This window comes from Paucibacter sp. KCTC 42545, from assembly GCF_001477625.1.
In the GTDB taxonomy this organism is placed as follows: Bacteria; Pseudomonadota; Gammaproteobacteria; order Burkholderiales; family Burkholderiaceae_C; genus Paucibacter_A.
In genome coordinates, this window is the sequence record NZ_CP013692.1 from 1,326,430 (window position 1) to 1,353,383 (window position 26,954).

20 protein-coding genes are annotated in these 26,954 nt (G+C 59.6%); 10 read left to right on the forward strand and 10 right to left on the reverse strand.

Annotation, left to right across the window (positions count from 1 at the left end; genetic code table 11):
• The 9 genes from AT984_RS05900 to AT984_RS05940 all read left to right on the forward strand — a co-directional run bounded on the left by AT984_RS05900 (window position 1) and on the right by AT984_RS05940 (window position 9,889).
• On the forward strand, window positions 1-3,564 hold the full coding sequence (locus AT984_RS05900) for a hypothetical protein (protein ID WP_058719296.1): 3,564 nt from the start codon (window positions 1-3) through the stop codon (window positions 3,562-3,564).
• Between the two features lie 23 nt (window positions 3,565-3,587).
• Window positions 3,588-4,859 (forward strand): hypothetical protein, encoded by a 1,272-nt coding sequence (locus AT984_RS05905; protein WP_058719297.1) that lies wholly within the window; start codon window positions 3,588-3,590, stop codon window positions 4,857-4,859.
• Window positions 4,860-4,862: 3 nt separating this feature from the next.
• Window positions 4,863-5,948 carry a hypothetical protein gene (locus AT984_RS05910; RefSeq protein ID WP_058719298.1) on the forward strand — a complete coding sequence of 362 codons (1,086 nt, stop codon included), beginning with the start codon at window positions 4,863-4,865 and terminating at the stop codon, window positions 5,946-5,948.
• A complete protein-coding gene (locus AT984_RS05915) occupies window positions 5,945-6,340 on the forward strand; it encodes a hypothetical protein (protein WP_058719299.1) in 396 nt (131 codons plus the stop codon). The genes AT984_RS05910 and AT984_RS05915 overlap by 4 nt, the downstream gene beginning before the upstream one ends.
• 3 nt (window positions 6,341-6,343) lie before the next feature.
• Window positions 6,344-8,362, forward strand: coding sequence for a hypothetical protein (locus AT984_RS05920; RefSeq protein ID WP_058719300.1), 2,019 nt, complete (start codon window positions 6,344-6,346; stop codon window positions 8,360-8,362).
• The gene (locus AT984_RS05925) at window positions 8,355-8,576 is read left to right on the forward strand and encodes a hypothetical protein (RefSeq protein ID WP_058719301.1); all 222 of its coding nucleotides are present in this window, start codon (window positions 8,355-8,357) and stop codon (window positions 8,574-8,576) included. The genes AT984_RS05920 and AT984_RS05925 overlap by 8 nt, the downstream gene beginning before the upstream one ends.
• A 76-nt stretch (window positions 8,577-8,652) precedes the next feature.
• Window positions 8,653-8,955, forward strand: coding sequence for a DUF6127 family protein (locus AT984_RS05930; protein ID WP_058719302.1), 303 nt, complete (start codon window positions 8,653-8,655; stop codon window positions 8,953-8,955).
• The gene (locus AT984_RS05935) at window positions 8,952-9,428 is read left to right on the forward strand and encodes a hypothetical protein (protein WP_058719303.1); all 477 of its coding nucleotides are present in this window, start codon (window positions 8,952-8,954) and stop codon (window positions 9,426-9,428) included. The genes AT984_RS05930 and AT984_RS05935 overlap by 4 nt, the downstream gene beginning before the upstream one ends.
• Entirely contained in the window at window positions 9,425-9,889 is a 465-nt protein-coding gene (locus AT984_RS05940; protein WP_058719304.1) for a lysozyme, read from the forward strand. The genes AT984_RS05935 and AT984_RS05940 overlap by 4 nt, the downstream gene beginning before the upstream one ends.
• Window positions 9,890-9,896: 7 nt before the next feature.
• Here the strand turns inward: AT984_RS05940 and AT984_RS05945 are convergent, their stop codons facing one another.
• From AT984_RS05945 to AT984_RS05955, 4 genes are all read right to left on the reverse strand, one after another.
• On the reverse strand, window positions 9,897-10,658 hold the full coding sequence (locus AT984_RS05945; RefSeq protein ID WP_058719305.1) for a hypothetical protein: 762 nt from the start codon (window positions 10,656-10,658) through the stop codon (window positions 9,897-9,899).
• An 18-nt stretch (window positions 10,659-10,676) separates the two neighbouring features.
• The gene (locus tag AT984_RS23445) at window positions 10,677-11,213 is read right to left on the reverse strand and encodes an HNH endonuclease family protein (RefSeq protein ID WP_231741539.1); all 537 of its coding nucleotides are present in this window, start codon (window positions 11,211-11,213) and stop codon (window positions 10,677-10,679) included.
• Window positions 11,214-11,357: 144 nt separating this feature from the next.
• Window positions 11,358-12,512, reverse strand: a complete 1,155-nt coding sequence (locus AT984_RS23450; protein ID WP_231741540.1) for a DUF262 domain-containing protein — start codon at window positions 12,510-12,512, stop codon at window positions 11,358-11,360.
• A 39-nt stretch (window positions 12,513-12,551) separates the two neighbouring features.
• The gene (locus tag AT984_RS05955) at window positions 12,552-13,241 is read right to left on the reverse strand and encodes a hypothetical protein (RefSeq protein WP_156421911.1); all 690 of its coding nucleotides are present in this window, start codon (window positions 13,239-13,241) and stop codon (window positions 12,552-12,554) included.
• Between the two features lie 215 nt (window positions 13,242-13,456).
• Here AT984_RS05955 and AT984_RS05960 point away from each other — a divergent pair, with 215 nt between their 5' ends.
• Window positions 13,457-14,407 carry an IS481 family transposase gene (locus tag AT984_RS05960; RefSeq protein ID WP_058719307.1) on the forward strand — a complete coding sequence of 317 codons (951 nt, stop codon included), beginning with the start codon at window positions 13,457-13,459 and terminating at the stop codon, window positions 14,405-14,407.
• Here AT984_RS05960 and AT984_RS05965 read toward each other — a convergent pair.
• Genes AT984_RS05965 through AT984_RS05990 form a run of 6 tightly spaced genes read right to left on the reverse strand, consistent with a single transcriptional unit; the run spans window position 14,375 to window position 26,947 of the window.
• Complete coding sequence (locus AT984_RS05965) at window positions 14,375-14,704, reverse strand: hypothetical protein (RefSeq protein WP_058719308.1); 330 nt, start codon at window positions 14,702-14,704, stop codon at window positions 14,375-14,377. The genes AT984_RS05960 and AT984_RS05965 overlap by 33 nt on opposite strands.
• A gap of 16 nt (window positions 14,705-14,720) precedes the next feature.
• Window positions 14,721-15,443 carry a hypothetical protein gene (locus tag AT984_RS05970; protein ID WP_058719309.1) on the reverse strand — a complete coding sequence of 241 codons (723 nt, stop codon included), beginning with the start codon at window positions 15,441-15,443 and terminating at the stop codon, window positions 14,721-14,723.
• On the reverse strand, window positions 15,440-17,461 hold the full coding sequence (pglZ, locus tag AT984_RS05975; RefSeq protein WP_058719310.1) for a BREX-3 system phosphatase PglZ: 2,022 nt from the start codon (window positions 17,459-17,461) through the stop codon (window positions 15,440-15,442). The genes AT984_RS05970 and pglZ overlap by 4 nt, the downstream gene beginning before the upstream one ends.
• On the reverse strand, window positions 17,458-20,301 hold the full coding sequence (locus tag AT984_RS05980) for a DEAD/DEAH box helicase (RefSeq protein ID WP_058719311.1): 2,844 nt from the start codon (window positions 20,299-20,301) through the stop codon (window positions 17,458-17,460). Before AT984_RS05980 ends, pglZ begins: the two co-directional genes overlap by 4 nt.
• A 2-nt stretch (window positions 20,302-20,303) precedes the next feature.
• On the reverse strand, window positions 20,304-23,144 hold the full coding sequence (locus AT984_RS05985) for a DNA methyltransferase (protein WP_058719312.1): 2,841 nt from the start codon (window positions 23,142-23,144) through the stop codon (window positions 20,304-20,306).
• Between the two features lie 50 nt (window positions 23,145-23,194).
• On the reverse strand, window positions 23,195-26,947 hold the full coding sequence (locus AT984_RS05990; protein ID WP_231741542.1) for a DUF6079 family protein: 3,753 nt from the start codon (window positions 26,945-26,947) through the stop codon (window positions 23,195-23,197).
• Between the last annotated feature and the right edge of the window lie 7 nt (window positions 26,948-26,954).

A 26,954-nucleotide genomic window follows, 5' to 3' on the forward strand; every position in this document is an offset into this window, starting at 1 on the left:
ATGCCGATCCAATCCGGCGACGTGAAACTGCTGAAGTCCGCCGTGATGGCGGACGTGCCCGAGGGCGGTGGCGCGCCCACGGGCAACACCATCGCCGATGGCGTCTCGAACGCCATCTTCCCTGACATCTCGGAACTGGACCGCGCCGGAGGCCGGGTCAACCTGCGGAAGTCCTTTGTCTCGGTGCAGACCGACGACACCGACACCTACTTCGGTGCCAACGTGATCGTGGCTGAGCCGCCGCAGGATGCGCGCGTCAGCGTCACGCTGTTCAGCACCGAAAAGACCTTCGACACCCGCGAGCAGGCGCAAGTCCGCATCGAGGCTTACCTCAACAAGGGCCCCGAGTGGGCGGGCTACCTGTTCGAGAACCACATCGCGGGCCAGCGCGTCATTCAGCTTTTACAGCGCACCACCGACACAGTTCCCAATGTCGGCCAGACGCTGGTCTTGATCGAGAACGAGGGGCTGGGCACCCAGAAGGAGCAGTACGTCCGGGCCACCTCGGTGTCTGTCGTCGAGCGCACCTTCACCTACGACGGTGACAAGGACTACAAGGCCAGCATCGTCACGGTCGACATCAGCGACGCCCTGCGCTACGACTTCACCGGCTCGCCCGCAAGTCGCACGTTCACTCGCGCCGCGAATAGCACCAAGACGCGCGACACGGTCGTGGCGGACGCCGGAACCTACGTCGGGGTAGTACCGCTGACGCAGGCCGCCGCTGTCGGCGACTTCACGATCAAGGGCACCTCGATCTACACGCAGTTGGTGCCGAGCGCGCAGACCGAGACGCCCATTTCCTTCGTGCCGCCGTATGCGGCAGCAGGACTGCCAGTACCAGGGGCCGTCGCGGTGAGCTACACGGCCAGCCACGCATGGACGACCAGCATCAAATTCAATCTGCCGGGCGGTTGCTTGCCAGGGTCACTGACCATCGGAACGGACGGCATCACGATCTTTGACGACGCAGGCCTGCTCAAAACCGCCAGCGGGACGGTCGGAATCATCGATTACGCCAACGGCATCCTGACCCTGAACTCGGGGACGATGTCGAACGCGAAAGCAGTCACCTACACGCCTGCCGCGCAGATTTTGCGTGCGCCGCAAAGCTCGGAGATCCCGGTCACGCCCGAGTCGCGCAGCCAGTCCTACGTGGGTACGGTCAACCCGGTGCCGCAGCCCGGCACGCTGTCGATCAGCTACATGGCCCAAGGGCGCTGGTATGTGCTTTCCGACAGTGGCAACGGCTCCCTCAAGGGCCTGGACGCCAGCTACGGCGCGGGCACCTTCAACCGGAACACCGGCGCGTTCGTCGTCACCTTGGGCGCATTGCCCGACGTCGGCAGTTCGCTCGTGCTGACCTGGAACGTGCCGACGCAGGAGACGCAGCAGCCATCGACCACCCTCAAGGCGGCGCAGAGTCTTGCATTGAATCCGCCCGCAGGGACGGCGGTACAACCCGGCTCGCTCACGGTGTCCTGGGAGTATGGCGGCACCAAGACGGCAACGGCGGCCACCTCCGGCGTGCTGTCTGGTGCGGCCACCGGCAGTCTGAGCGTGGCGCAGAACCGCGTGGACTTCGCGCCCAATGTGCTGCCAGCGGTGGGCACGCAACTCACCGTGAGCTACGTAGCGGGCCCGAAGCAGGAAGATTCGTTTGCGCATCCGTCACGCAACGGATCGGGGCTGTTGCCGGTCACCGCGACCCTTGGGGCCATCGAGCCGGGTTCGCTCGAAGTCGAGTGGAACACGTTCACCGACGAGGCGGTTCTCGGCGCGTACACCTTCGCTCAATTGCAGGAGATGGGTATCGCCGTCTCGATCTGGCGCGACCCCACCCAGATCGCCCGAGATGACGGGAACGGCGGTGTAGTGCTGAACGGGATCTCGATTGGCACCGTCAACTACGCAACCGGTCAGGTGACCTTCAATCCGGATGTCTCGATCCGTATCCCACGCCCGGTCTACACGGCAGTCGCCATCAACGGCACCGGTCGGTGGCGATTGAACTACGGCGGCATCGCCTACGTCGATGCGCCATCGCTGTACCCCAACGACGAGTCCGGCTACGTCAAGCTGCGCTACAACAGCGCGGGCTCGACCAGCAACCAGACCGAGACGTTCCAGTTCCTCCCGGCCTTCAAGCTGGTACCGGGGGTGAATGCCCAGGTGGTGACGGGCACGGTGCTTCTCTCCATCAGTGGCGCGCAGCCTTGGGGCGACAACGGCCAGGGCACCCTGCGGGAGTTCACCACCAGTGGCTGGGTCACGCGCGGCACGATCAACTACCTGTCCGGGGACGTGGCGCTGACGTCCTGGACGGCGGGCACGAACAACGCGATCACGCGAGCCAGTTGCGTGACCACGGTCGGCGAGAACATCTCCAGCGAGTTCGTGTTCCGAACTGGCGCGGCACCGCTTCGTCCTGGGTCGCTGTCGATCCAGTACGCCCGCGCGGTTGGTGGCACGCAAAACGTGACAGCCGGAATTGACGGCAAGATCGAGGCAACCGGCATCAGCGGCAGCGTCGACTACGAGACCGGTCTGGTGCGCGTTCGCTTCGGAACGATGGTCACGGCGGCAGGGAACGAGAGCCAGCCTTGGTACGCCGCCGACCGGGTGGGCACGGACGGCAAGATCTTCCGACCCGAGCCAGTGGCTGTATCCAGCGTTCGCTACAGCGCTGTGGCCTACAGCTATCTGCCGCTGGACGCTGATTTGCTTGGCATCGATCCGGTGCGCCTGCCCAGCGATGGGCGCGTGCCGATCTTTCGCCCGGGCGGCTTCGCCGTGGTGGGTCACACCGGCAAGATCACTACATCGGTCAGCAACGGCCAGACCATCAACTGCGCTCGAGTGCGCCTGTCGCGCGTGCGCGTCGTCGGCCACGACGGAGCGGTGATCCACACCGGGTACTCCACCGATCTGGAAGCGGGCACCGTCACCTTCATCAACGTGTCGGGCTACAGCCAGCCCGTGACCATCGAGCACCGGATCGAGGACATGGCCGTGGTGCGGGATGTGCAGATCAGCGGCGAGATCAGTTTCACGCGCGCCCTGACGCACGAATATCCGCTGGGGAGTCACGTCTCCAGCGCCTTAGTGGCCGGTGACCTGTTTGCCCGCGTGAATCTGGTGTTCGATCAGTCGACGTGGAACGGCGCGTGGTCGGATGCCTTGTCGGGCAGTTCGGCGACAGCGACGTTCAACAACACGCAGTACCCCATCCGCGTGACGAACCGGGGCGCACTGACCGAACGCTGGATCGTGCGCCTGACCAACAGCACCTCGTTCGAAGTCATCGGCGAGAACGTCGGCGTGATCGCCACGGGCAACACCAGTGCGGATTGCGCGCCCAACAACCCGGCGACCGGCGTGCCGTACTTCCATCTGCCCGCGCTCGGCTGGGGCAATGGCTGGGCCACCGGCAACGTGCTTCGCTTCAACACCGTCGGCGCGCAGTTCCCGGTCTGGGTGGTGCGCACCGTCCAGCAGGGGCCGGAGTCCGTGCCCGCCGACAACTTCACGTTGCTGATTCGCGGCGACGTGGACACACCCTGAATTCGTAGACAGGAACCCATGAAATGACCGACCTGACCGTCAAATACTTCAACAGCGGCATGACCGGCGCGCCACAGATCTCCAACAACTGGGGCGATCTGGTGACGATGCTCGATGCCTGCCTCGTCAACGGTTTCGCGCTGAAGGCCATCGACACCTTGACCTTCGCCGATGGCGTGGCCACCGCCACCATCACGGCGGGCCACGCCTACCAGCCACATCAGGTGGTGTTGGTCGCCGGAGCCGAGCAGCCCGAGTACAACGGATCGTTCCGCGTGCTGACGACGACCATGACCACCTTCACCTACGCGGTGACGGGCACGCCGGTGTCACCCGCAACGACCACCACAAACCTGAGCGCCAAGGTGGCTCCGCTTGGGTGGGAGAAGCCATTCGCGGGGACGGGCAAGGCAGCCTACCGCAGCAAGAACCCGCAGTCACCGCAGAATATCCTGCTGATCGACGACAGTCTCAAGACGCCGGGTTACACGACCACCTGGGCCAAGTGGGCGAATGTCGGAATCGTGGAAGACCTGTCGGACATCGACACCATCGTCGGCGCGCAGGCCCCCTACGACCCGAACAACCCGACGCAGAACTGGAAGCAAGTTCAAACTGGCCAGTGGGGTTGGTACAAGTGGTACCACGGCCGCACCAGCGGCTACGACAACTCTGGTGACAGCGGCGGGGGAAACCGCAACTGGGTGCTCATCGGCGATGACCGGCTGTTCTTCTTGTTCTGCACCAATGCTGCCGGATACGGCTGGTACGGGCGCAGCTCGTATTGCTTCGGCGACATCAGCGGCTTCAAGCCCGGCGACAACTATTGCACCGTGCTCTGCGCTGACGACCTCTACTGGAGCAACAGCAGCAGCGGCTATTCGAGCTACCCGGGGCAGTACAACGGCTACGGGCTGGTTTCATCCCTGGACTTCACGGGCAAAGTCCTGCTGCGCAATCACACCCAGCTCGGCAACCCGGTTCGCTTCGGGCTGACTTCCCTGAACACGAACAACGGCCAGCAAATCTGCGGCCGAGGCCCAACGCCGTTTCCGAACGGAGCCGACTACAGCTTGTGGCTGCTGCCTACTTATGTGCGGCAGGAGGACGGCCATATGCGTGGCATCTTGCCCGGGATGCTGTGGATGCCGCAAGATCGACCCTACAGCGATCAGACCATCGTGGATAACGTGGTCGGTCAGTCGGGCAAGCGCTTCCTGTTGGTCAGGACGCAGTACAGCTCGGAAACCGAAGGCGCGCAGATCGCGTTCGACATCACCGGGCCGTGGAGGTAAGCCATGAGCTACCCGCTGAGCGAAACCTTCGCCACGGCTCCTGCCACCGGCTACACCGCAGTCCTCGGTGGAATGTCCGCGACGCACAACAGCGTGCAGCAGTCCATCGACATCTCGACCCCCAACAGTCAGTCCATCCTGCGCTTCAACGAAACCGCCCACGGCGATTTCTGGTTCGAGGCCGATGTCGAGTTGCTGACCGACCCGAGCGCCCGCAAACACATCGGCCTGTGGATGACCACCGGCAATGGCTCCGAAGGCTACCGGTTTGCCCATCTGGACGGTTCGTGGAGCGTGTCGCGCTGGAACAGCGGCTTCGGTGACGGCGCGGCGGTATCGGGGGGCATCAACGAGGGAGCCAAGCCCGTCGCTGGTGTTGCCGACGTGGCTCCGACTTTCAATGTCGGCCAGCGATTGATATTGCGCTGTGAGGTGATCGTCGGAGCCTTCGACGCCAATGGTGTGCCGTGGGCGCGGCTGATTCAGTTCAAGGCTGGTGGCGTGCTGATGTTCCAGATCGGCGATGCTGCCTACCGGGGCAAGCTGATTCCGGGCGTGTTCCTTTACGGGGCGACCGCTCGTGTCCACGCAATTGCGGGTGACACACCTTCAGGTCTGCCCGCATTTCCAGCGACGGTGGCGGTGAACGCAGCCGATGACCTGCTGCCGCTGGCGGGTGGGTCGACGTCGGTGCTTCCTGATCCTGCCGCCAACATCGGCGTCAACGCCGACGGTGACCTGATGCGCTTGAACAGCCCCAACTCTGAGCTGTGGAACCGGGGTGGTGGCTACGACTGGCACTTCCATGCGATTCCGAATGGCCGCAAGAACATCCACTTCAGTGGCCACGGTTTCATCGCCGGAACCGTCAAGGAGAAGGGTCAGCCCGACCAGCCCCTGGTGCGGCGAGTGCAACTGGTCAGCGAGAACGCCCGCGTTCTGGTGGCCGAAACCTGGAGCGACGCTACCGGTGCGTACCTGTTCGAGTTGATCGATCCGTCCCAGAGATACACCGTGGTCAGCTACGACTACAAGCAGATGTACCGCGCCGTGATTGCGGACAACCTGCGCCCGGAGATGATGCCGTGACCGTCGCCATCACTGTCGAACACAACGAGGCGCGGTTGGCAGGTACCCTGGCATTCCTGGATGCAGGCAGCAACCCGGCGCGTCTGCGCATCTACGGCGGTACGCGACCCGCCACCCCGGCGACGACGCCTGCCAGCGCGATGCTGGTCGAGATCAGACTCACCAAGCCCGCAGGCACGATTACGGGCGGACTCCTCACGCTGACGCAACAGGAGGATGGATTGATCACCAGTACCGGCGTCGCCACGTGGGCGCGGCTGGTCAACGGCAATGAGGTGACCGCCCTGGATCTGGACTGCAGCGGCACCGATGGCAGCGGTGACGTGAAGCTGGCCAGCACCAACCTCTATCTGGGTGGCGATGCCCGGATGGTGTCTGCGATTCTGGGGTAGGCCGTGCCAAGCGCACCCAGCGAACTGACGCTGGCCGCCACTTTGCCAGTGCCCGGAGTCAGCATTCAGATCGGGCCACCACTGGTCGACCTGCTGTTCGACCAACCCGCAGCAACAGACGCCGAATTGGTGTTCGGGGCGAGCTTCATCGCTCCGCGCGACGACGTCGTGGTGGCGGCCAACCTGCCGTTGCTGGTCGTAGCGATCAAGTTTATCCCGCCAGCGCGGGCCGAACTGCTGGCCGAGCTACCTGCATTGACGGTCAGCACGCTGTTGCTGCGCCCGAGCGTGCCCTTGGACGTGGCGGGTGCAAGTCTTCCCGGTGTCGTGTTCTCTGGCGAGGTCGGGTACTACTCGCGTACCCAGCGACCGACGGTGGGCCAGACCGCGCACCCTTGGCAGGTGGCGAGTCAGACCGAGGGAGGCGCCACGCAGGGCCAGCAGGACGCTGCCGCTACTCCGGCAGGTTGGGACGCGTTCTGGCGACGCACCTTGGGTATTCCGCAGGGCATCGAGCACAGGTTGCCGCCGGTGCTGGCGGCAGCGCCTGAGCAACGAGGCGCTCGCCACCAGGATGCGATCCGGCTGCATGATTCGACGTGGTTCGCGCACCAGGACGCCACGCGTTTTGCGGCGGCCCGACAAGGTCTGTTCCAGAACGCAGACCCGATACGGCATGCCACGCGGTTCCGGCATCAGGACGGTGATCGCACCAAGCGCGCGGGGCGGGTGAGCTTTTGGCAGATTGCACGGCTGCTCACCCAGAGCCAGGGGAGTGATTTTCAGAGTGCCAGCCCGTTACTCAAAGGATGGCGTGGCCGGTATCAGGACGCCGTGCCGCCACCGCCGGGGATCAGCGTCTGGGTGATCCCAGAGCCGCCCGCACCGCAGCCTTGCTACACGCCGAGTGCGCATCTGCTGTTTGCCGCGCTGGTACCGGCAGGCAGCGACCTGCTGTTCGTTTGTGAAAACCACATCAACCCACCGCCTCCCGATGGGGAGCCGGTGGTCGTTCCTGTTCGGAGGGTGTATTTCGTGATCAACAACGTGACCCTGTACCGCGTGTCCGATGGCGCGCCGGTGCCGGTGTTCAATCTCTCGCTGTCGCTCGATGCATCGTCATGGGCGTGGGGCTTCGATGCGGTGCTGCCTGCCAGAGCCGAGGCCCTGGTCGCGCCCGGCAGCGCATCCGGGCCCGTCGAACTCGTGGCCAGCGTCAACGGCACCCCGTTTCGCGTGCTGGCCGAGAGCATCAGCCGCGAGCGCATCTTTGGCGACGCGAGCATCCGCATTTCCGGCCGGGGCCACAACGCCGTTCTGGCCCCACCTTACGCGCCGGTGATGACGTTCTCGAACACCGAGGGCCGCACTGCTCGGCAGTTGATGGACGACGTGCTCACGGTCAATGGCATCCCGCTGGGCTGGACGGTCGATTGGGGCCTGACGGACTGGAACGTGCCAGCCGGTGCGTTCGCGCAGCAGGGAACGTGGATCGAGGCGTTGACGGCAATCGCTGGCGCTGTGGGTGGATACCTGATCCCGCACCCATCGGCCCAGACCATTCGCGTGCGCCATCGCTACCCCGTGGCCCCGTGGGAGTGGAGCACCGTTACACCCGATTTCGTTTTGCCCGTCGATGCCGTCGCCCGCGAGTCGCTGCGATGGTTGGAAAAGCCTGCGTACAACCGAGTGTTCGTTTCCGGGCAGGACATCGGCGTGCTCGGGCAGGTGACCCGAGCCGGGACTGCCGGAGATGTGCTGGCACCGATGGTCGTCGATCCGCTGATCACCGAGGCCGCTGCCGCAAGGCAGCGCGGCATCGCCGTGCTGGCTGACACCGGCCACCAGATCGAGGTCAGCTTGCGCCTGCCGGTGCTCGCCGAGACCGGGATCATCGAGCCGGGTGCGTTCGTTGAGTACCAGGACGGCAGCGTGACGCGGCTGGGCATCGTCCGGGCGACGCAGGTGGAAGCCGGGATGCCCGAGGTCTGGCAGACGTTGGGAGTGCAGGCCTATGCATAACCTCTACGAGCAGTTTCGCCAACTGATCCCCGACCCGCCGCTGCAGGCGGGCACTGTGATCGATGTCGGCTCCGGCGTGGTCACGGTCGCATTGCCCGGTGGTGGCCGAATCAAGGCGCGGGGCTCTGCGGCCCTTGGCCAGAAGGTGTTCGTGCGCGACGACGCCATCGAAGGCATCGCCCCCAGCCTGACGCTGGAAATCATCGAGATCTGAAACCCAACTGATTCAACCCTGAGACCCGCCCTGATGTTCACGCATCGGGCGGGTTTCGCATTTCTGGAGAAAGCAAATGACCGAACCCGAACAACAGCCCGTACTTGTCGAGAACATGCTTCTGCTGCGCAAGGAGGACTTCGACGATCTGCTTGACCGTGCCGCCGAACGTGGTGCCGAGCGCTGTCTCGCCCATCTTGGATTGGAGAACGGCCACGCAGCCCGCGACATCCGGGAGTTGCGCGATCTGCTGGAGGCTTGGCGCGATGCCCGCCGCACGGCTTGGCAGACGACCATCAAGGTGGCCACCACTGGCATCCTGGCCGCGTTGCTGGTCGGCGCCGCCATCAAGCTCAAGCTGATGGGAGGTCCCCAATGATCGAGACCTTGCTCGGTGGCCTCCTGGGCGGGGCCTTCCGTCTCGCGCCCGAAATCCTCAAGTGGATGGACCGCAAGGGCGAACGCGGCCACGAGCTGGCCATGCAGGACAAGGCGCTGGAGTTCGAGAAAATTCGCGGGGCGCAGCGGATGGCCGAAATCGGCGCGAGTGCTGAAGCCGCCTGGAATGTCGGTGCCGTCGATGCGCTGCGCGAGGCCGTCCGAACCCAAGGTGAGAAGACCGGTGTGCGCTGGGCTGACGCGTTGTCGATCAGCGTGCGCCCGGTAATCACCTACTGGTTCATGGCGCTGTACTGTGCGGCCAAGACGGCTGCTTTCGCGGCTGCCGTCACCGCTGGCGCTGGCTGGGGCGCCGCGATCCTGCATGCCTGGACGGAAGCCGATCAGGCGCTGTGGGCTGGGGTTCTGAACTTCTGGTTCCTCGGGCGCGTGTTCGACCGGGTGCGCTCGTGACCGGGGTGCCGAAAACGGCCATCGAGCTGGCCAAGCGCTTCGAGGGGTTCCACCGGGTGCCGAGGACCGATCCGGGCCGCGCGCATCCGTACATCTGCCCAGCGGGCTACTGGACGATTGGCTACGGCCATCTGTGCCAGTCGACGCACCCGCCGATCACCGAGTCCGAAGCAGAAGTCTATTTGGCGCGTGACCTGCAGACGGCGCTCGCAGCAACGCTGCGTCACTGCCCGGTGCTGGCCACCGAGCACGAAGGGCGGCTCGCGGCCATCGTGGATTTCACCTTCAACCTTGGGGCTGGGCGGCTGCAGACGTCGACGCTGCGGCGACGGATCAATCAGAGGGACTGGGCCGCTTCCGCCAAGGAGGTTCAGCGATGGGTCTATGGTGGAGGAAAAGTGCTGCCGGGGCTGGTTACACGGCGAGCGGCTGAGGCAGCTTGGCTACTTCGCAACACCTGATCTCTGATCAGCGTCCTTCAAGCACTCGATCCGCAGACTCGCCAGCGGCAACGAAACTTCGCAGAATGTTTCCACCGGATTCGCCGACCAATAGATAAGCCAGCCTGTAACGGTCTTCTGCTGTGGCCAGCGTCTCCAACCTGCGGACTTGCTCTTGGAGCTTGACCATATCCTCGCCGAGCCAGCTCATAATGCGGCGAATCCGATCTTCGACGTTTGAGCTCTCCTGCAATTCGTCGAGTTCGTGGATGACATCGTGTTTAGTTCCGATCCAGTCCGCACAAAGGGACTCGACCGAAGCGCGAATATCTGTGGGCAACTCGACGGTCGGAAGCTCCTTCTGGACGTAGTTGGCGTTGCTCATCAGGCTCATCGCGCAAGCATATGCCGCCGAGGAAAATTCTTCGAGCAGGCCGCTTGCGGGTGCTGCGGACGGTGGATCGTCGGGGGTCTTCGCGCTGAAATACTCTTGACTGAAGGGCTTCCACTCATCCTCGGTGAATAGGCGGGAGACATACTCACGGGCCGAGCCCGGTTCCCATTGATACTTTTCGGAGAACTGATCAAGAAAGCCGAGGAGGTGAAAAAATGCTCGATTGCCGATATCCCAATGGAGTTGCTCGCCGACGTAGTCGCCGTTGATTCCTTTGTACTCGTCGAGCTCCCGTCGCAGAGCAAGGCAGAACTCTTCGATGACCCGACTGACCACGGCCGGTTCTTGCTCGGTGTTGGTAGCAACCTGATCAATAAATGAGCGATCCTTGGTCACAGTGGCTCACCTTTCGCATCAAACATCGATAGGCGTCGTCTTCCAGACGTCCTGCGCCAAAGCGATGAGCATTGCGTGCCGCTTTTCGATGGTTGCGGCATTCCATCCGGGGAATGCCTCCAGCTTGGCGTTGATCCGCGAAATGGACGTGTTCTGCCCAACGTCGGTCAGCGCGACAAGACTGCGTGTCAGGTAGTTGCCGCTCTTGCTGTACTCTGACTGTTTGGCGGTGTAGAAATCATTACCCGCGACGATGTTGATGGGCTTCTCCAGCAAGGTCAGGTTGCCCAGCCTGTTTTTGTAGTCGTCGTAGACCATCCCCGGGTTTTCGGTGACCCACTTGCCGCGCAGATCGTCCTCTGGCTTGTTGGGCAGGATGTGCTCGATTTCCAGATTGGTGAATGGCTCCAGGCTGCCCGGCACCTTCAGCCCGCTGAACGCCATCTCGACGTGCTGCGTCAGCCGAGCCAGCAGGTAACGCGTCCTGTATTGCTGCATCGAGTACAGGGTGAAGCGTTTGAGGGCATCGGCCAGTTCCTGTGACTTGCCCGCCATATTCTTCTCGAAACGATCGGCGACGAATATGTTGAGCTGAACCTTTTGCTTGACCTGATCAGTCGTCTCCGCAATCGCGCGCAGCTCGTCTGCCCATTGTGAGAAGCTGCGCTCCAGATCCTTGGTCGGCGTTTTGGTGAAGATTTAGTAGAAGAGGAAGCTCTCCAGCTGCGCCACGAAATGGTCGAACAGCTGCTTCGGGAAATTCGCTGCCGCCAGCAGCAGGACGAAGTGCAAACTGAACGCGCCGCCTGCCAGCCGTTTCAGGCTGTCCATCGCCAGACTCGGCTTGCCATCGTTACCGAGGCCATTGGCGAAGGCCAGGTAGTGCTCGACGTTGCGGATCACCTTGCGCACGAACTCGAAGGGCTTGCCTGCGTAATCGCACAGTGCCGCGTTGTCCTTCGCGATGAACCAGTCGTAGATTTCGTCCTCGCGGACTACCGCGTCCCCGCGTTCGTTCTTGATGACGTAGTTGGCCATCAGGAAGTAGCGCAGGAAGCGCAGCGGCTTTTCCTTTTGCTTCTCCAGCGGCTTGGTGATCTTCTTCCACTCGTCCTTGAGTTGGGTGAACTGGGCTTGCTTGACCTGCGTGAACAGCAGGTTTTTCAGCAAGTCCATCGGGTTCAGGCCCACGCCGCGTTCGTTGATGGTCTCAAAGATCTTCAGCGCGCTGCTCACGTCGGTGGAGATCTGGATGAACACCACGTTGTTGGCCAGATAGCCCCAATACTTCTTCAGTTTGGGGGCATCGTCGTAGTTATCTTTCAGGTAGCGGTACAGCGTGCTGTAGGCGTTGACCAGATTTTCCAGGGAGCCGAAGCTGGCGATACCTGAAGCCTGAATACCTGCGCGCACCGTCTGTGGATCGGCATCCAATTCCACCAGCTTGGCCATCACTTCACCCGCGCTCTCGTAACGGGGCTCCAGCTTCAGGTTGGTGCGCACCTCACCGTCACTGTCCACATAGCTGGTCGAGATCAGCCCCGAAATCATCTGCCGTTGGGGCTCACCCTGGAACAGATGTTTGAGCGCGCACAGCAGAAGGAAGAACGTGGTCAGCCGTTGTTGGCCGTCGATGACCTCATAGTGGTTTTTCTGGTCGGTCGGCGATACCAATACGGTACCGATGAAATATTCCCGCGTCGTGCCCGCATCGATTTGCTCACCGATGTCCTCCAGCAGCTGATGCACTTCCTTGTCCGTCCAGACGTACTCGCGCTGGTAGTCTGGGACGATGTAGAAGCACTCCCTAAAGGCTTCCTCGATGCTGTATTTGTGATTTTCGATACGTGCCATATTCCGATCCTTGTCATTCTTGTTTGTCGCGCTAACCTTTTAATCAGGCTTTTGCTTTGATGCCGCAGCTTTAGCGGTGGTGCGCTGACTCGCCTCCAAACCCTCGAGGCGGGTACCCTGCGACTTCACCTGCTCCAGAAGCGCCTGATTTTCTCGTTCAAGAGCGGAACGCTGCTGATTTCCCTGCTCGATGGCGGTCAACACTTTCGCTTGCCACTGATCACCGGCGGTGTTGTTCTCACCGTCTTGGAAGTATGAGAAGCCTGCAAGTATTGCTGCGACTAACGCCAAGACTGCCGAAGAGGCGACAGACCACAGCGCAATTTTGATTTGCGTACGCGTCGCCTGATCAGTTCTCTGGTCGCGCGCTTCCATCTGCTCCATCATGGTCGTCGCTGCGTCTACCAAGTCTTTGAGTGCTTTGGCGGATTCGGCGGTCATTTGACCAGTGAGACGAGTCAACGCCATTTCTTCAGCACGCTCTTTCGCTCGTTCGCGTGCTTGCTCAGCCATCAAATTGTTCACCCTACTGAAGTGATCAGTGTGGATGGGATGGATTTCCAGCGTCGATTCGCGCGACGGCTTGGTGAGCTTCTCGAAGGCGCTCAAAGTTGAGCCCAATGCAGATGTGCTTTTACGCACCTGATCGAATAGGCCACTACTGGAGCCAAGCATCTTCTCGCGAAGTTGCTTCGATGCCTGTATTTGCTGTTCGACTTCATGCTGCATCAGCCGAATCAGGTAAGCCGAAGCCGCTTTACCTTCTTCCCTCGACGGAGGCTTGTGATCCTGACCGTCTTCCCTGACCGTCTGCCACCCAGAAGATTGCACGTAGGCTTCGGCTAGCTGTGAAGTTCCAATAGGTTGTATCGGGTGTTCACCCGGACTGGTTCTGAGAGACTGGAAATCGCCAAACCCCCAGTCAGCTCAGGAGGACAACCCAGATGAACATTCATAAGAATGCCCGATTGACCTACGTGCGTCGAATCGAAATGGTTCAGGACATCACATTGAGAGGCCAAACTGTGGCGCAAGCCGCAAAGGCTCATGGTGTCAGCGAGATGACGACCCGCAAGTGGCTTGGGCGCTACCTTGCTCAAGGCGAAGTCGCCCTGGTCGACAAGTCCTCAAGGCCGCAGAAGTCGCCCAGAGCGATTGAGCCGGGCAAGGCGCTTGCCATCGTTGAGTTGCGCCGCAAGTTCATGCTGCAAGCAAGCATTGCCTCCAGCCTGACCGTTTCCAAGGCCACCGTCAGCCGCGTCCTCAGACGAGCCGGCCTGTCCAAGCTCAGCGATCTACGTCCGCCTGAGCCTGTCGTGCGCTATGAACATGAAGCGCCTGGCGACCTGCTGCACATCGATACCAAGAAGCTCGGGCGTATTGAGCGACCCAGTCATCGCGTAACCGGCAACCGCGCAGACACGTTCGGCGGCGCAGGCTGGGAAGTCTTGTTTGTGGCCGTGGATGACCACGCCCGCATCGGGTTCACGCAGATTCACCCCGATGAGCGCAAGAGCAGCGCAGTGGCCTTCCTGCAGGCTTCAGTGAGCTACTACGCGGGGCTGGGTGTCACGGTGCGAGCGCTTCTCACGGACAACGGCTCGCCGTTCAGGTCGAAGGACTTCAAGCAGGCCTGCGCTGAGTTGAACATCAAACATCGCTTCACGCGGGCCTACCGTCCACAAACAAACGGCAAGGCCGAGCGGTTCATTCAATCGGCACTGCGAGAGTGGGCGTACAGCCAGACCTACCAGCACTCCCGCGACAGAACCAGCGCGCTGGCGCGATGGATTCATCACTACAACTGGCATCGACCGCATCACGGCATTGGATGCCGCCCGCCCATGTCCCGTCTTCCTGATTCAGGCAACAACGTCTTGACTCTTCACAGCTAGCTGCTCGACTTCATCTACCGAAAGCGTCTTCGCGATCTCAGGATCGAGAGGAATCCGTTCCGGAGCCTCATCGGATTCCACGGTCAGGCTGGCAATACTGGTGAGGAAGTTCCTGACCTGATTGACAGCCTCCCCAGGCTCCAGCTTTTCGAAATCGGTCATATCCCTTACCCGCAGTGGGTAGAGGTAGATGCGGCCAGCCGCCGTGTCAACCTCGGCAGCAGGCTTTGAGCGAAGCAACAACTTCAGCGATTTCTTCTTCGGCTCCTGGCCAGATGTTGGATTCGACCCTGTCATCGCCCAAGTCTCTTTCTCATATCGTGCTGCGCAAAGCGACGAACTGGTTACTCGGCCCCTCCGACCGGAGGTCGAGGTATGGGCAGTTCGACACTACGTATGCCAAAGGTCTCGTCAAGCCAAACGGAAACAGGACAGGCAGTGATTGAAGGCTATGAACTGAAACAGGCTTGCCGACGTAGCGCACAGCTGCCTCGATGAGCCATACCGTCAGTTCGTCGCTGTCGATTGACGTCGGTGCAAGACGGATGACGCGCTTGCCTTTCTCGACACGCTCTACCGCGCCCCAGCTTGCTTGTGTCTGGATGACCATATTGGTCATGCGTCGCGTGCCTTCGCGTTCGCCGTAGATCTCGCTCATACGGCGATGCACTTCGGCAGCCGCGCAGTCGTCTTGGATAGCCGACAAGCGACCCACCAACTCAGCCACTTTCCCGAAAAACGGATAGCAGGCTATGGCCACGCCCCAGCACAGTGCCGGAATTGGTGTGCCGGGCTGGCTTTTGTAGAGAGCCGCTGCCCGGTCGGCGTAGTCCACCAGCTCGGCGCGTGGCTCCAACCACAGCCGGTTCAAGACGGTTCGTGTTTTTTTCTTGGCTTCCACGCCAAGTTCAGCTGCGTCGAGCAGTGCATTCAGATCATCTAGCCCAGCTGTACCCGCACGAACTCGTAGTGCCGCAGCCGCCCAATCAAGCTGAATGAACCGATCGAACCCAATCTGAGGGGCTGATGTATTCATTCGTTTCCAATCACATATTTAACTTTCACAAACGGCACGATCAGTTCTTCAACCGAGATGCCACCGTGGACGACCACTTGCTCACCATCGGGAACAAAAGCCGTTCGGCCACCTGCGAATAAGGGCATATAGCCCGCCGGTAGTCCAGCGATGTCCAACTGAACCGAGTTGGCATTTGCCGCTGCGGATTTCGCCAACAACGATTCACTGCGATACACGCGCACCCGTTCGCCACGGGCTTCTGGAACATCCCCTTCGGATGGACGACCCACGCCAACGGCTTCAACGTTGCCGTGATCCGCTGTCAGATAGATGTGAAAGCCTCTGTCGAGCAGCAGCGCAAACAAGCGATCGACGAAGCCTGTTTTCAACCAGTTCGCGATCCACAAGGCCACATCTTGTTTGGAGCGTTCCTTGTGCAGTCGGTCGTCCACTTCGTCGACCACCAGCCCTACCACCTTGGGCCTACGATCGTCCAGCGCGGCTTGCAAGGCATCCAGCTGCTCAATCTGCCGCAAAGAACGCTGGTAGTAGATCTCGCCTGGCTTGACGCCTTGCTCCTGCCAATAGGCCTTCCACAGGTATTCTTCTTTGTTGGTATGGCCGATCGACTCTTCAAATTCGCGCGGTTTACGGCCAGAGAACAGGGCCTGTCGTGACACCGAGGTCACGGTGGGGAGCCAAGCGAAGGAAGTACCTTCATCAAACGCAAAGCGCTTCGTCGCCTCGACTAACCGCTCCCGAATCTGTACCCACTGGTCCAAGGCCAAGCCATCAAAAACCAGTAGAGCGATTTTGTCGGCCCCGAGCGCTTTCCGGCGAGAGCTCAGATAGTCGGGAATCCGATGCACCATCACCGGCCCGTTGTGGAACGAGAGCGTGCTCAGATCCGCATAGTGCTTGGCAGCCACCCAGGCCTGTAGCTGCGCATCCGACTGTTCTTGCAGCGTTTTCACGAGAGCCTGCACTTCTGCCAAACCGTCTGTGCCATAGGCATTGCCCAGATCGTGCACGCGGGCGAGAGTTTCGCCGTACTGCTTGGCAAACTCGCTCCAGGCCTTGTGCGTAGCCGTCGCGCTTGGAATCGCCTCGATCATCTTGGCAATTCCCTCTTTCACAAAAGCGTTGCGCGCTTGCGGGTCTTGCACAATCCCGGCCTTGATCCAGCCTGGCGCTTCAACTGGCACAACCTCAACGACCAGCGGGTGCAAGGAGCCATTCAAGAACATCGAATCAACGATGGATTGCACATCCGAGTGCGCAAACGGAATATCGACTTTTGCCACGTAATCGGGGGGTGGCGGCTCGCCAATGCGTGAGCCTTCCATGCCCAACTTCGCCAGGTAGCGATGCCAAGCCTCCTGCACCACGCGCAGCAAAGCACTTTTCGACGACAGCCACGTGGCCACCGGAAGGCCTGCAAGCAGTCCCTTGTTCTGGATGATGCTGGCTGCGTGCTCGGCAAAGACCTGGGGCAGCGCACGATTGGCAAAGTGCATCCGCAGCACATCACGCCAGAAATCACTTTCCGTGCGAATGCTGGAGCGCGGTGCCAGCTGATAGACCCGCTCCAGGATGAAATCTTTGGACTCGTTATCGCCGCGAACACCCTGCAGCTCAGTGTCGTGCGCCTCCAGCAAGGCGGCAAAGTGCTCGGGTTCAAGCTGCTTGACTACGTTGTAAGCCAAACGCGGAAACAACTGTGCCAAGCCCAGACTTACGGCACGACCATAGTGCCCAAGGTCCCAAGGCAGCTCATTGGGATCTGCGCCGCGCCAGTGCACGACCACAGCGGGCGTTGGGCCGGGCTCGCCTCGGTCCCAGGCGGCGCGATATCGCTCCTCAAACTCTGTACGGAACACAAAAGGGTCTTCGTACAACAGCACCTCGAAGCCACGGCTGCGCAGTTCGGCCAACAAACGCTCGTCCAGCAAGACGTCATCGGGATCGCAGGCCACCCACAGCCGGTCGAGATCAGCTGTGAAGCGGCTGAGAATTCGTTCAATCCACTGGCTCATGTGCTTTGTGTCTCCCTCACGCTCTCGCCGGGCTGAACCTCGGCGGAGACGCGTACCATCATTACCGCGTTCAGATCCGGCACGCTGGCCGCAGCCTCGGCCAATGCAGCCAGTCTGGCGTCGTGTTCTTGTTGCAGGCGCTTGCGGCGATGCTCGCGCACAGCAGGCAGCCCGATGCGGCCGATAGCCTGTTGCCTTGCTTCAAAGGCGTAGTCAGCACGCTCCCGCTCCTCTTGCAGTCGGGTCCGATGCGCCTCCAGCATCTCGGTAAAGATCCGCTCGCCCTGGGCTTTTGCCGCCGTGAGTGCTGCGTCAAACCATTTAACCGCCTCTTCGGTGCCGCTGACCCCGTGTACGACCACTGTTTCGGTCAGCAGCAAATCCCACACGCGTTTTGCCGTCGGCACAAAAGCGCGGCCCTCTTCGTTGGTAAAAACGGGCAGGTAACGCTTGCGGTTCAAGCCTTCTGCCGCAAGGCTGATCTCCCAGAGTGACCAGACTCCGCTCACAGAATCAGGCAGGCCCGTCACCCGAATCACTGGCAAGGGTTGGCCCGCCACAAAGCGGGGCAACTCGCTGATCACTGCGCGTGCGCGCGGGTCTTCCAGCGTCACCCACTCAATCTCAGGGTTCTCGTCAGCGGTGCGCGCGTCAAAACACACCTGCGCTGCTTCGCTGCCATCCGCCCAAGTCACACGCCACGCCTTGCCCACCTTGGTTGCTGCGCCGCCGCGTGCGGCCAAGCCAGAGGTGATGGCCCGCTCCAGCCAGAACTGTGCGGGGTGGTCGCGCCATTTGCGGGCATCGTCCGCTTCAAGCTCGTGCCCGTCCGAGAGCAATTCGCTGCTCTTTTTTGACTCGGCCAAGGTCTCGCGCAACTGCGAGACCACCACATCGCACTCTTGCTCGATTGAAGCTGGGTTCTGCAGACCGTGTACGAACAGTTCTTCAAACAAAGGCTCCGCTTCCGCAGAGTCCATCACGTCAGAGGCCTTGTCCACGCCGAACTGTTGGGCGATCACTTCCAACTTTTCTTCCAACACCTGGCGAACCCGATGCTCCACGGTGTCTTCCAGCACAAAGTTGATGGCGCGCACCACGTGCCGCTGGCCAATACGGTCGACGCGGCCAATGCGCTGTTCAATGCGCATAGGGTTCCAAGGCATGTCGAAATTGACGATGACGTGGCAGAACTGCAGGTTCAAACCTTCGCCGCCAGCGTCTGTCGAGATCAGCACGCGCACGTCTTGTGAGAACGCCTTTTGCGCCTTGCTGCGTGCATCCAGATCCATGCCGCCGTTAAGGGTGGCCACCGAGAAGCCACGGCTTTCCAGGAAATTGGCCAGCATGGCTTGGGTCGGCACAAACTCGGTGAAAAGCAACACCTTCAGGGCCGGATCGTTTTCTTCCTGTTGCAGTTTGTAGATCAGCTCCAGCAAGGCTTCTGCCTTGGCATCGGTGCCCGAGGCTTCGGTCTCGCGGGCCAGATCGAGCAGCGTTTCCACCTCGGACTTTTCCAGCTCCCATCCGGTGGCCTGCATGGCCAAATCGACCTGCGACTGGCCGTCCAGGTCAGCCCAGTCTTCCTCGTTGGTGTTCTCAAACAACGAGGGCTGTGGCTGCGGCTCCTCCAGCAGTGCCATTCGCTTTTCCAGCGTGGTGCGAATGGCGGCCGTGCTGGACGTCACCAAGCGCTGCATCAGAATCATCAAGAAGCCGATGTGGCGCTGCTTGGCGGCCATTGCCTGGTTGTAGCCGTGGCGCACATAGTCGGTTACGGCCTCATACAAGCGTTGCTGCGCGTTGTGGCGTGCCTGCCAAGCCACCGCTTGCAGCCGGGTGACTCGCGGCTTGAACAGTGGCTGACCATCGGCGTTGATCGACAAGCGCTTTTCGGTGCGAATCACAAATGGCCGCACGCGATCGCGGTTTACGCTGCTCTCGTCGGGGAAGGCTTCGCGGTCCAGCAACTGCATCAAGCGCAGGAACTGGTCGGTCTTGCCTTGGTGCGGTGTGGCCGACAGCAGCAGGAGGTAAGGCGACGCTTCGGCCAGCGCTGCCCCCAGCTTGTACCGCGCCACCTGTTCGGTGCTGCCGCCCATGCGGTGGGCTTCATCGATGATGACCAGATCCCAGGAGGCAGAGATCAGGTCTTCAAAGCGCTCGCGGTTGTAGTTGTTGAGCTGCTCCAGACTCCAGCCACGCCGACTCTCCATCGGCTTGACCGAATCCAAGGAGCAGATCACCTGGTCGTGCATACGCCACAGGTTGTCTTCGTCCCCTTTGTTGCCGCTACGCCATTGGCGAAACGCCGCCAACTCAGAGGGTTCGATGAACTGCAGTTGCTCACCGAAATGCAAACGCATTTCAGCCTGCCACTGGCGCACCAGCCCTTTGGGCGCGACCACCAGCACGCGCTTTACCCGGCCCCGCAGCTTTAACTCCCGCAGCACCAGCCCGGCTTCGATGGTCTTGCCCAAGCCGACCTCATCGGCCAGCAGGTAGCGGATACGGTCGCGGCTGATGGCGCGATTCAGTGCGTACAACTGGTGCGGTAGAGGCACTACGCTGGACTGGATGGGCGCAAGCAACAAGTTGTCTTCCAGCGCATCCAGCAGCTTGGCCGCCGCAGTGGTGTGCAGGATTTCCTCCACCGTCGGGCGAACACTATCGAGCGGCGCAAGGTCTGAGGCACGCGCCCTCACCACCGCGTCTTTGGCTGGAAGCCAGACCCGGTAGGCACTCTCACCCCACACCTCTTGCCGATCGATGACGCGGCACGACGCAGCCTGCCGCGTCAGCCAGCACCAATCGCCAACGTTGAAGCCACCGCCCGCCACGCTCAGAGCCCGTCCTCTGTGCGGGTCAACGCCATGTCATAGAGGGTGAGCAGCTTTTCGTCTTCCTGCAGTGCATCGTCTGGTACTTTCTTTGCGATGCTGATGATCGTTGCGTAATCCTTGCTGGCCCACGCGGCACGGAAGCCAGCCCGCAAAGCCTCGAGACGAAACTCTTTCAGACGACGCCCGGTAAAGCCGCGATAGTGATCAAACTCTTTAAGTAGGGCCTTCTCTCGCTTCTTCTCCAAATCCTGAGCTTTATTCGGGTCGGGTACGTACCAGCGGTCATTAGCCTTGGCGATCAATGCAGTATCGGTTTTGTCCAAGTTACGAAGATCTTTATGATTTGAGGACAGATATGCATGGATCTGACTGGGCACTTCACCAGTGCCGTCGTACTGGATGAAGTTGTCCTCCAGTAAGGCGTTCAATTCAGGTTTGGATTCGTGCTTCTTCCAGCCAGCGCCCAGTTGACTAATAAAGTCAGTGTGGATTTCTTGATACGTAGAAGGCCGACGCTTTAAGAAATCCGTTAACCAATCGATCGCACTGCGTTCGTCAGAAACAAACATCTCCATTTGCGGCGCAACTGCAACTTGCAATCGCTTTCTGTCGTACTCAGTTACCTGATCGGCCAAAAATATCATTCCATCGCGCTCAATGAAGCGTTGAACCAATCCAGCTTGAAACTCCTGCGTAGACATTGGGACCTGGACATTGTGGCGGAAGAACCATGCCACCATCCGGTCAAAAATAATCCGAGGGTCTCGTTCGGAAATGAACTCTAATTGACCATCTTTGACCTTCACTGTTGGCAGGTAGTGCAGGTGAGTTCTGACAAAATCCCAAACTGAATCCTCGCTTCCGCCGGCCTTGGCGAATCTATCTTCAAGTCCTCCATTTGGTTTGTATGCTGAAATTACTAGATCTTGCTTGACGGAGGTTTTGTTATTTACAGCGTTAAAGCTTCCCTGCTTCTTATCCAGGGCAGAGACATTGGCGACTACAAACCCTGCCTCCTGCAAAGAAGTTTGAATCGCATTCCACACGGCAGCTTGGCTGTTTGAGAATTCGACTGTCATCCAACGTCCGGGCTTAAGTGTGCGAAATGCTTCACCAAAGCAACCAGTCATTAGTCGACGGTAGCTGTCCAATGATTTGGATTGACTGTTGTTTTCGATAGCCTCAGATTTTGAATTGGTCCGGACCCCAAGCCACCCTTCGGTTAAGAAATTTAGCTCCGAATACATCAGATTCCCTCCGAAAGGTGGGTCAACAAAGATGTAATCAAGTGAGGCGCTGCCTACGCTTGCCAATGCTCCCATGGAGCCCGTAGAAACTACATTTCCACCTCGAGCAGAAATTAATCGCTTCATGCGGAACGTCTTATCGACATGCTCGTTCAAAAGCTTAATGGCTGGTATTTCCTTAATGAGCGACGGAACATAAAGAGTTCCGTTCATAGGTCCTCCACCCGCTCCCAGACTTCCGTTCTGAGAACGGAACCGATACATTAGTGATGCCACCTGTGCTGTGGATGTGAGATTGAATGCGTAGCTCAATGGCCGGGTTCCTGCTCGGTAGGCGGCAAGAATTTCTAGGTTACGGCGAGTGTAGAAGTGATGTTGCTTGGTTATGCCAACACTCATTGGGTCACTGGTCTTGTCACCTTTGGGGATGGACTCGGTTGGTACATACCGGGTGACCGGCATTGACTCAATCTTTTCAACGAGGGCTAGGTCTGCCGAATCAGGCCCTTTGGTAAAAAATGACTTCCCGACTGAATAGTGAATTAGTGCCGGCCGCCGTTTTACGAAACGCCGCTCTTCGCCAGTCACCGGGTCTAATTGAGTGACAAAGAGGCGGTCTAGTGCCTTTTTGTTCAAATTTTTTCCGCATGACGGGCAATCGAATACTTCTTTTACTTGGAAGTCACTTTTGTCTACAGCTGAGTCCCAATAGATAATTTCTGATGCGCACTCTGGGCACGAAAATACATCAGACCACACCGTGTAATTTATCCGACCAATACGACCACTAAGTTGTGGAGTGCTTGATGCGCCGATCTCTTTAATGGCTAACGATATTTGATTGGCGTCAGGCTGATGCAATGTTTGAAACATCCAGCCGAATTCATCTTCTATTTGGCGCAATACCTTTTTGGCTTTTGCCTCTTGTAGATCTAAATCCAATGGAGAGTTGTAATTGTGTGAAATGAAGGTTGCTGCTGTCGATAGATCATTCAAAATTGCGTGACGCGCCCCAAGTTTCGAAAATACTTTCCAGTCAGCACCTTTTTCGTCGCTGACTGGGGCAAGAATATTGCCGTGCTGATCTACTCTGTATCCGAGCGACTCGACTACTGATTTATCTCCACACAGCCTAGCAGCGACACCTGTCATCCCTGTGCCAGCAAAGCCATCCAAGACAAAATCACCCGGCACCGTGTAATGCAGGATGTAGCGCATGATTGCCTTATGCGGAACTTTTGTGTGATAGCTGTGTGCCGTGTAAATGGGATCGTTTTTTCCCTCGCTCACATCAGCTGTGAACGGCTCCTTGCTATAGCTTTCAGTTGAGCTGTAAGGGCGTCCAAAATGCTTAACAAAGTCTTCAATGAATGGGTTTGGACACGCGGTGTAATAGGGTGGATCGGATAGTTCCAAAATATGCTCGTCAGATCCGATTGAAAACCCATCGAGTTTTCGGAATGTTGGATCTTTGAGCTTTTCTGCGAGTAGGCTTAGATAATGCTCGCGACGGGCCTCGTCGGTTGGGAAAGTCTTCCCAAGGCATTCCACTGGACCAGATTGGGGCGCGTGGTTTTGAAAAAGATCACTCATCCATTAATTCCTCAAATTCTTCGGTTCATCGCCATGCGATCGGAGATTCATCACTCAATGATGAAGCGCAGTTTTTCCGGATCTTCCTTGCCCTTGCAGCGCTCTTTCAGGAAGGCCTCAAAGCGCTCGCGCACGTCCTTGAGCGTGGCCGGTGAACCACCCAACAGCAGCGCTTGCTTGATCTCGTCTCCTTTGACCACGACTTTTTCCAAACCAACCAGTGCCATCTGCACGGCGTTGGAAAACTCGCTGGTGATGGGGTCTGGCAGCGTGCGTGACGACAAGAATGCGTTGATGAGCTTCTTGCTGGCGTCCGGCAACAGGCCAAGGCTTTCCTGTGTGAAGGGGTCTTCCAAGTTTTCCAGCAGGGTTTGCTGCCAGTTGGCAATGAGCTGATCCAGATCGTCATCCAGCTTATGCAGTGCTTTGGCGGCGGGGATGCTCAGCTCCAACTGCTCGGCAGAGGGGCGGTATTGGCAGTGCGGGCACACCGCGACGGTGTTCAACGTCGGCTCGTCCAGTGCTGAGCAGCTTTTGAGGCCGTTCAGCGACTCTTCAAACGTGGTGAGCTGGCTGACGTTCATCATCTCCACACCGGCCAAGACGCGCAGGCCTTGCAGACGCGGGTCGTTGCGCAGGGTGTTGCGGCTCTTTTCTTCTGACACGCCGAGCCGCGCCTTGGTGTGGCTGGCGATGTAGGCGTTGATGTAGTCCTTCTTGAGCTGGTTGAGCGTTTGCCGGTACTCGCTGGCGTGTTCCGCCGTGCGGTCTTTACTCAGCTTTTCTTGCATCGCTTTGCGGGCGGCTTCGGCCTGCTTGACCCATTCGTGCGCAGCAGGCAGCACCATTTCGGCTTGCGACAGGTAGGCTGCCGTGCTGCCCAGCTCCACCACCAGATCGAGCATGCGCTCAACGGCGGCCAGGACCTCCAGATTCTTTTTCTGCGCTTCGATGTCCTCTTGGGTGACGCGCAGATTCTTCAGCTTGCCGACGGTGTTGTACGGCGACAGGTCTTCGGTGAACTTTTTGAGCGAATCCAGCCGGGCGTGCCAGTCCTTGGATTCTTCCTCGCGCAGCAGGTTTTGGCCCCAAAAGCCGAGCTTGCCTTGTTGCAGATCCGAGCCCGCCTTGAGCACGCGTGGCGTCATGACGCTGATGCGGTCTTGCAGTTCACGCACCGATTCCGGGTCGCCCTGCGTGGCCTTTTGCGCCCAGCCGGAGGCCAAGCCAAAGAACTCGAACAAGGCCTTCAGCACGGCGACATTGATTTCTTTGGGCGCTTCGATGTGTTTGAACTGCTTGAGGTCTTCAAGCGAACGTTCAGCCAGTTGCACCAGCTTGCCGGAGTCGATCTTGTCGCCGGTGATGGACAGCACCAAGTCACCGGAGTAAACCAAGCCGCTCAGCACGGTGACCAATAGGTCGGGCTCCAAGCGGTACTTGATGGGCGCAAAGTATTCGACATCCGCAGTGCCCGAGAGCAGTTCGCTGCGGTTGAGCACCTGGCCGTGGCCCTTGTCCTTCAGGCGCTTCAGCACTTCCTGGGCGTAGCGGGAGCTGGCGGGCTCGATGCGATCGCCGTCCAGCAGTTCCAGTGCATCCAGGATGGCCACGGCGTCTTTGGTGCGGTTTCCACCGGCCAGGGCACGCAGCGCATTGCCGACCAGTTGCTTGCGGTTGGCTTCAGTAAACAGAACCGAGAACGTGGGGTACTCGGGGGCCAGATCCACAAAGTGCTGGCTGAGTGCCAGTCCAGAAGTGATGTTGACCACATCGCGGAAGTTGATGCGCTCATCCGGCCCAAGGCGCGCACGGTCGCGCAGGGAGATGCCTTTGGACCAGTCTTGCAGGGTCTTGGTTTTGCCCTGGTAGGTCACTTCAAAGGCGGTCATCTGCTTTTCCTGCAGCCATTTACCCATGGCTTTGAGGAAGTCCTGGGCCTTGGACATGTAGATGGCCTTGGCCCCGCCACTGGCGGTGGAAGCCAGTTCCAGCGCCGCAGCGTAGGAGGACAGGTGGCGCTTGATGTCTTCGTCCAGGCCTTTCAGACGGAAAAAGACTTCATCGGACAGGTTGTTGTCTGTGAACTTGCGTTTTTCGAATGGCGGGATGAAGTAGATGTAGAAGTCCCGCTCGGGCTGGGCCGTGGGCCGGTCGTTCGGCGCACCAAAGAACAGGTAACCGATGCGATCGGCACGGCGCTCCTGCCATTCGATCTGGTACTGCCAGATCTGAAAACCAGAGACGTAGCTTGGATCGTTCGGATTCTCTCGAACCAGCTGCAGCAGGGCCGCGTAGTAGGCGCGATCAAGTTGGTCGTCATCGAGGCTACCGGTGCGGTTTTCGATTTGCGCGTCGTAGTCGATGTCTTTTTTCAGGTCGAGGTAGTACTGCTCGGTGTCAGCGGCTTTAGAGATGAACTGGCCGTTGACGGTTTTGAGCACTTCCCGCAGGACCGTCACGACCTTTGAGAGCAAGTTCTCGGCCGCATCACCGGGCAAGTCAGCAATCGTTGGGTCAAACAAGCAGAGGGCGTCACGCAACTCTGCTGCGGTGGGGCCGATAGGCACGTGAATGTCGCCGCCGGTGGTCAGGCGATGCACGGCCAGTGCGTTGATGACGCGCAGCGCCATCCCTTTGTAGGCTGGCCGGGTGAACGACTGCTGCACGCGAGACTCCAGCACATCGGAGACGCGCAGGACTTCCTTGATGTTGGCATCTGGGCGCAACGCAGAATTCTTCTTGATGGTCTGCCAGTAGCTCTCGTAGCTGATGAGCTCGGGCTTGTCGGTGGGTACTTCCTGGTCCAGTAGCGCCTTCATCGCGGCTTCGATGGTGGTCAGTGCGCCCCGCTTTTCGGCGAAATGGATCTGCTCAAAGGTTTTGAGGTAGTCCGGGTGAACGGGGAACAGTCGGACGTATTCGTCCATGCGTTCGTTCATGGAGCCGTAGAACTTGGTGAACGGCGTGAGGTACTCGCGGATCTTGTTTTGCTGATCGGCGCTCTTTTTGAGCAAGCGCGCGGCGACCACAAAGCTGACGTCATTGCGGTCGATCAGAATTTGCGTAAAGCGTTCGTGCACGCGGCGCATGCTGCTGGCCACGTGCTCGAAGCGGGCACTATCAAAAATGGCTTCCTGCACACCTGCAACAAAGCGGAACTTGAGGTGCTTGGTGACTTCGCCAATCTGGCGCAGGATGGCCAGATCGAGTGCCAGTTCGTGGCCGCGACGGGAATCGAGGTATTCAAGGAACTCGTCCACCACCAACAGAATGCCTTGGCCCGGGTAGACGTCTTCAAACGCTCCCATCATTTCTTCGAAGGAGTGCTTGTTGTCCAGCTCCTGGTCGGCCGTGGGGAACGTGTAGGAGACGCCAAGGTTGGCCAGGAACTCTTGCAGCCTGCGGGTGATGATTTGGCGCAGGGGCATCTCCAGACCACCCACCTCGATACGCAGCACCTTGAACTTGCCCGCGATGGACGCAGCGGCTTCGGCCACCTTCGGATGGCGAAGCATAGGGGCGTAGGCCGCATCTTCGGCCACCAGCGACAACACCGACATCAGGTGCGACTTACCCGTGCCGTAGTTGCCGACGATCAGCACACCTTTATGGTCAACGGTGTCGTCGAAGCTGATTTGAGGAATCATGAGCTTGGCGATCCGCTCGGCCATGTCATCGGAAATGACGTAGGTGGTGACGAGCTTCTTGGCCTCATCGGGCCGCCCGGCGTCGAGCAATTGAATGACCGATTCGATTTGCTCGAACTGGACCAGATCACCGTATTTCATCTTGTTAGCCATGTTTTCC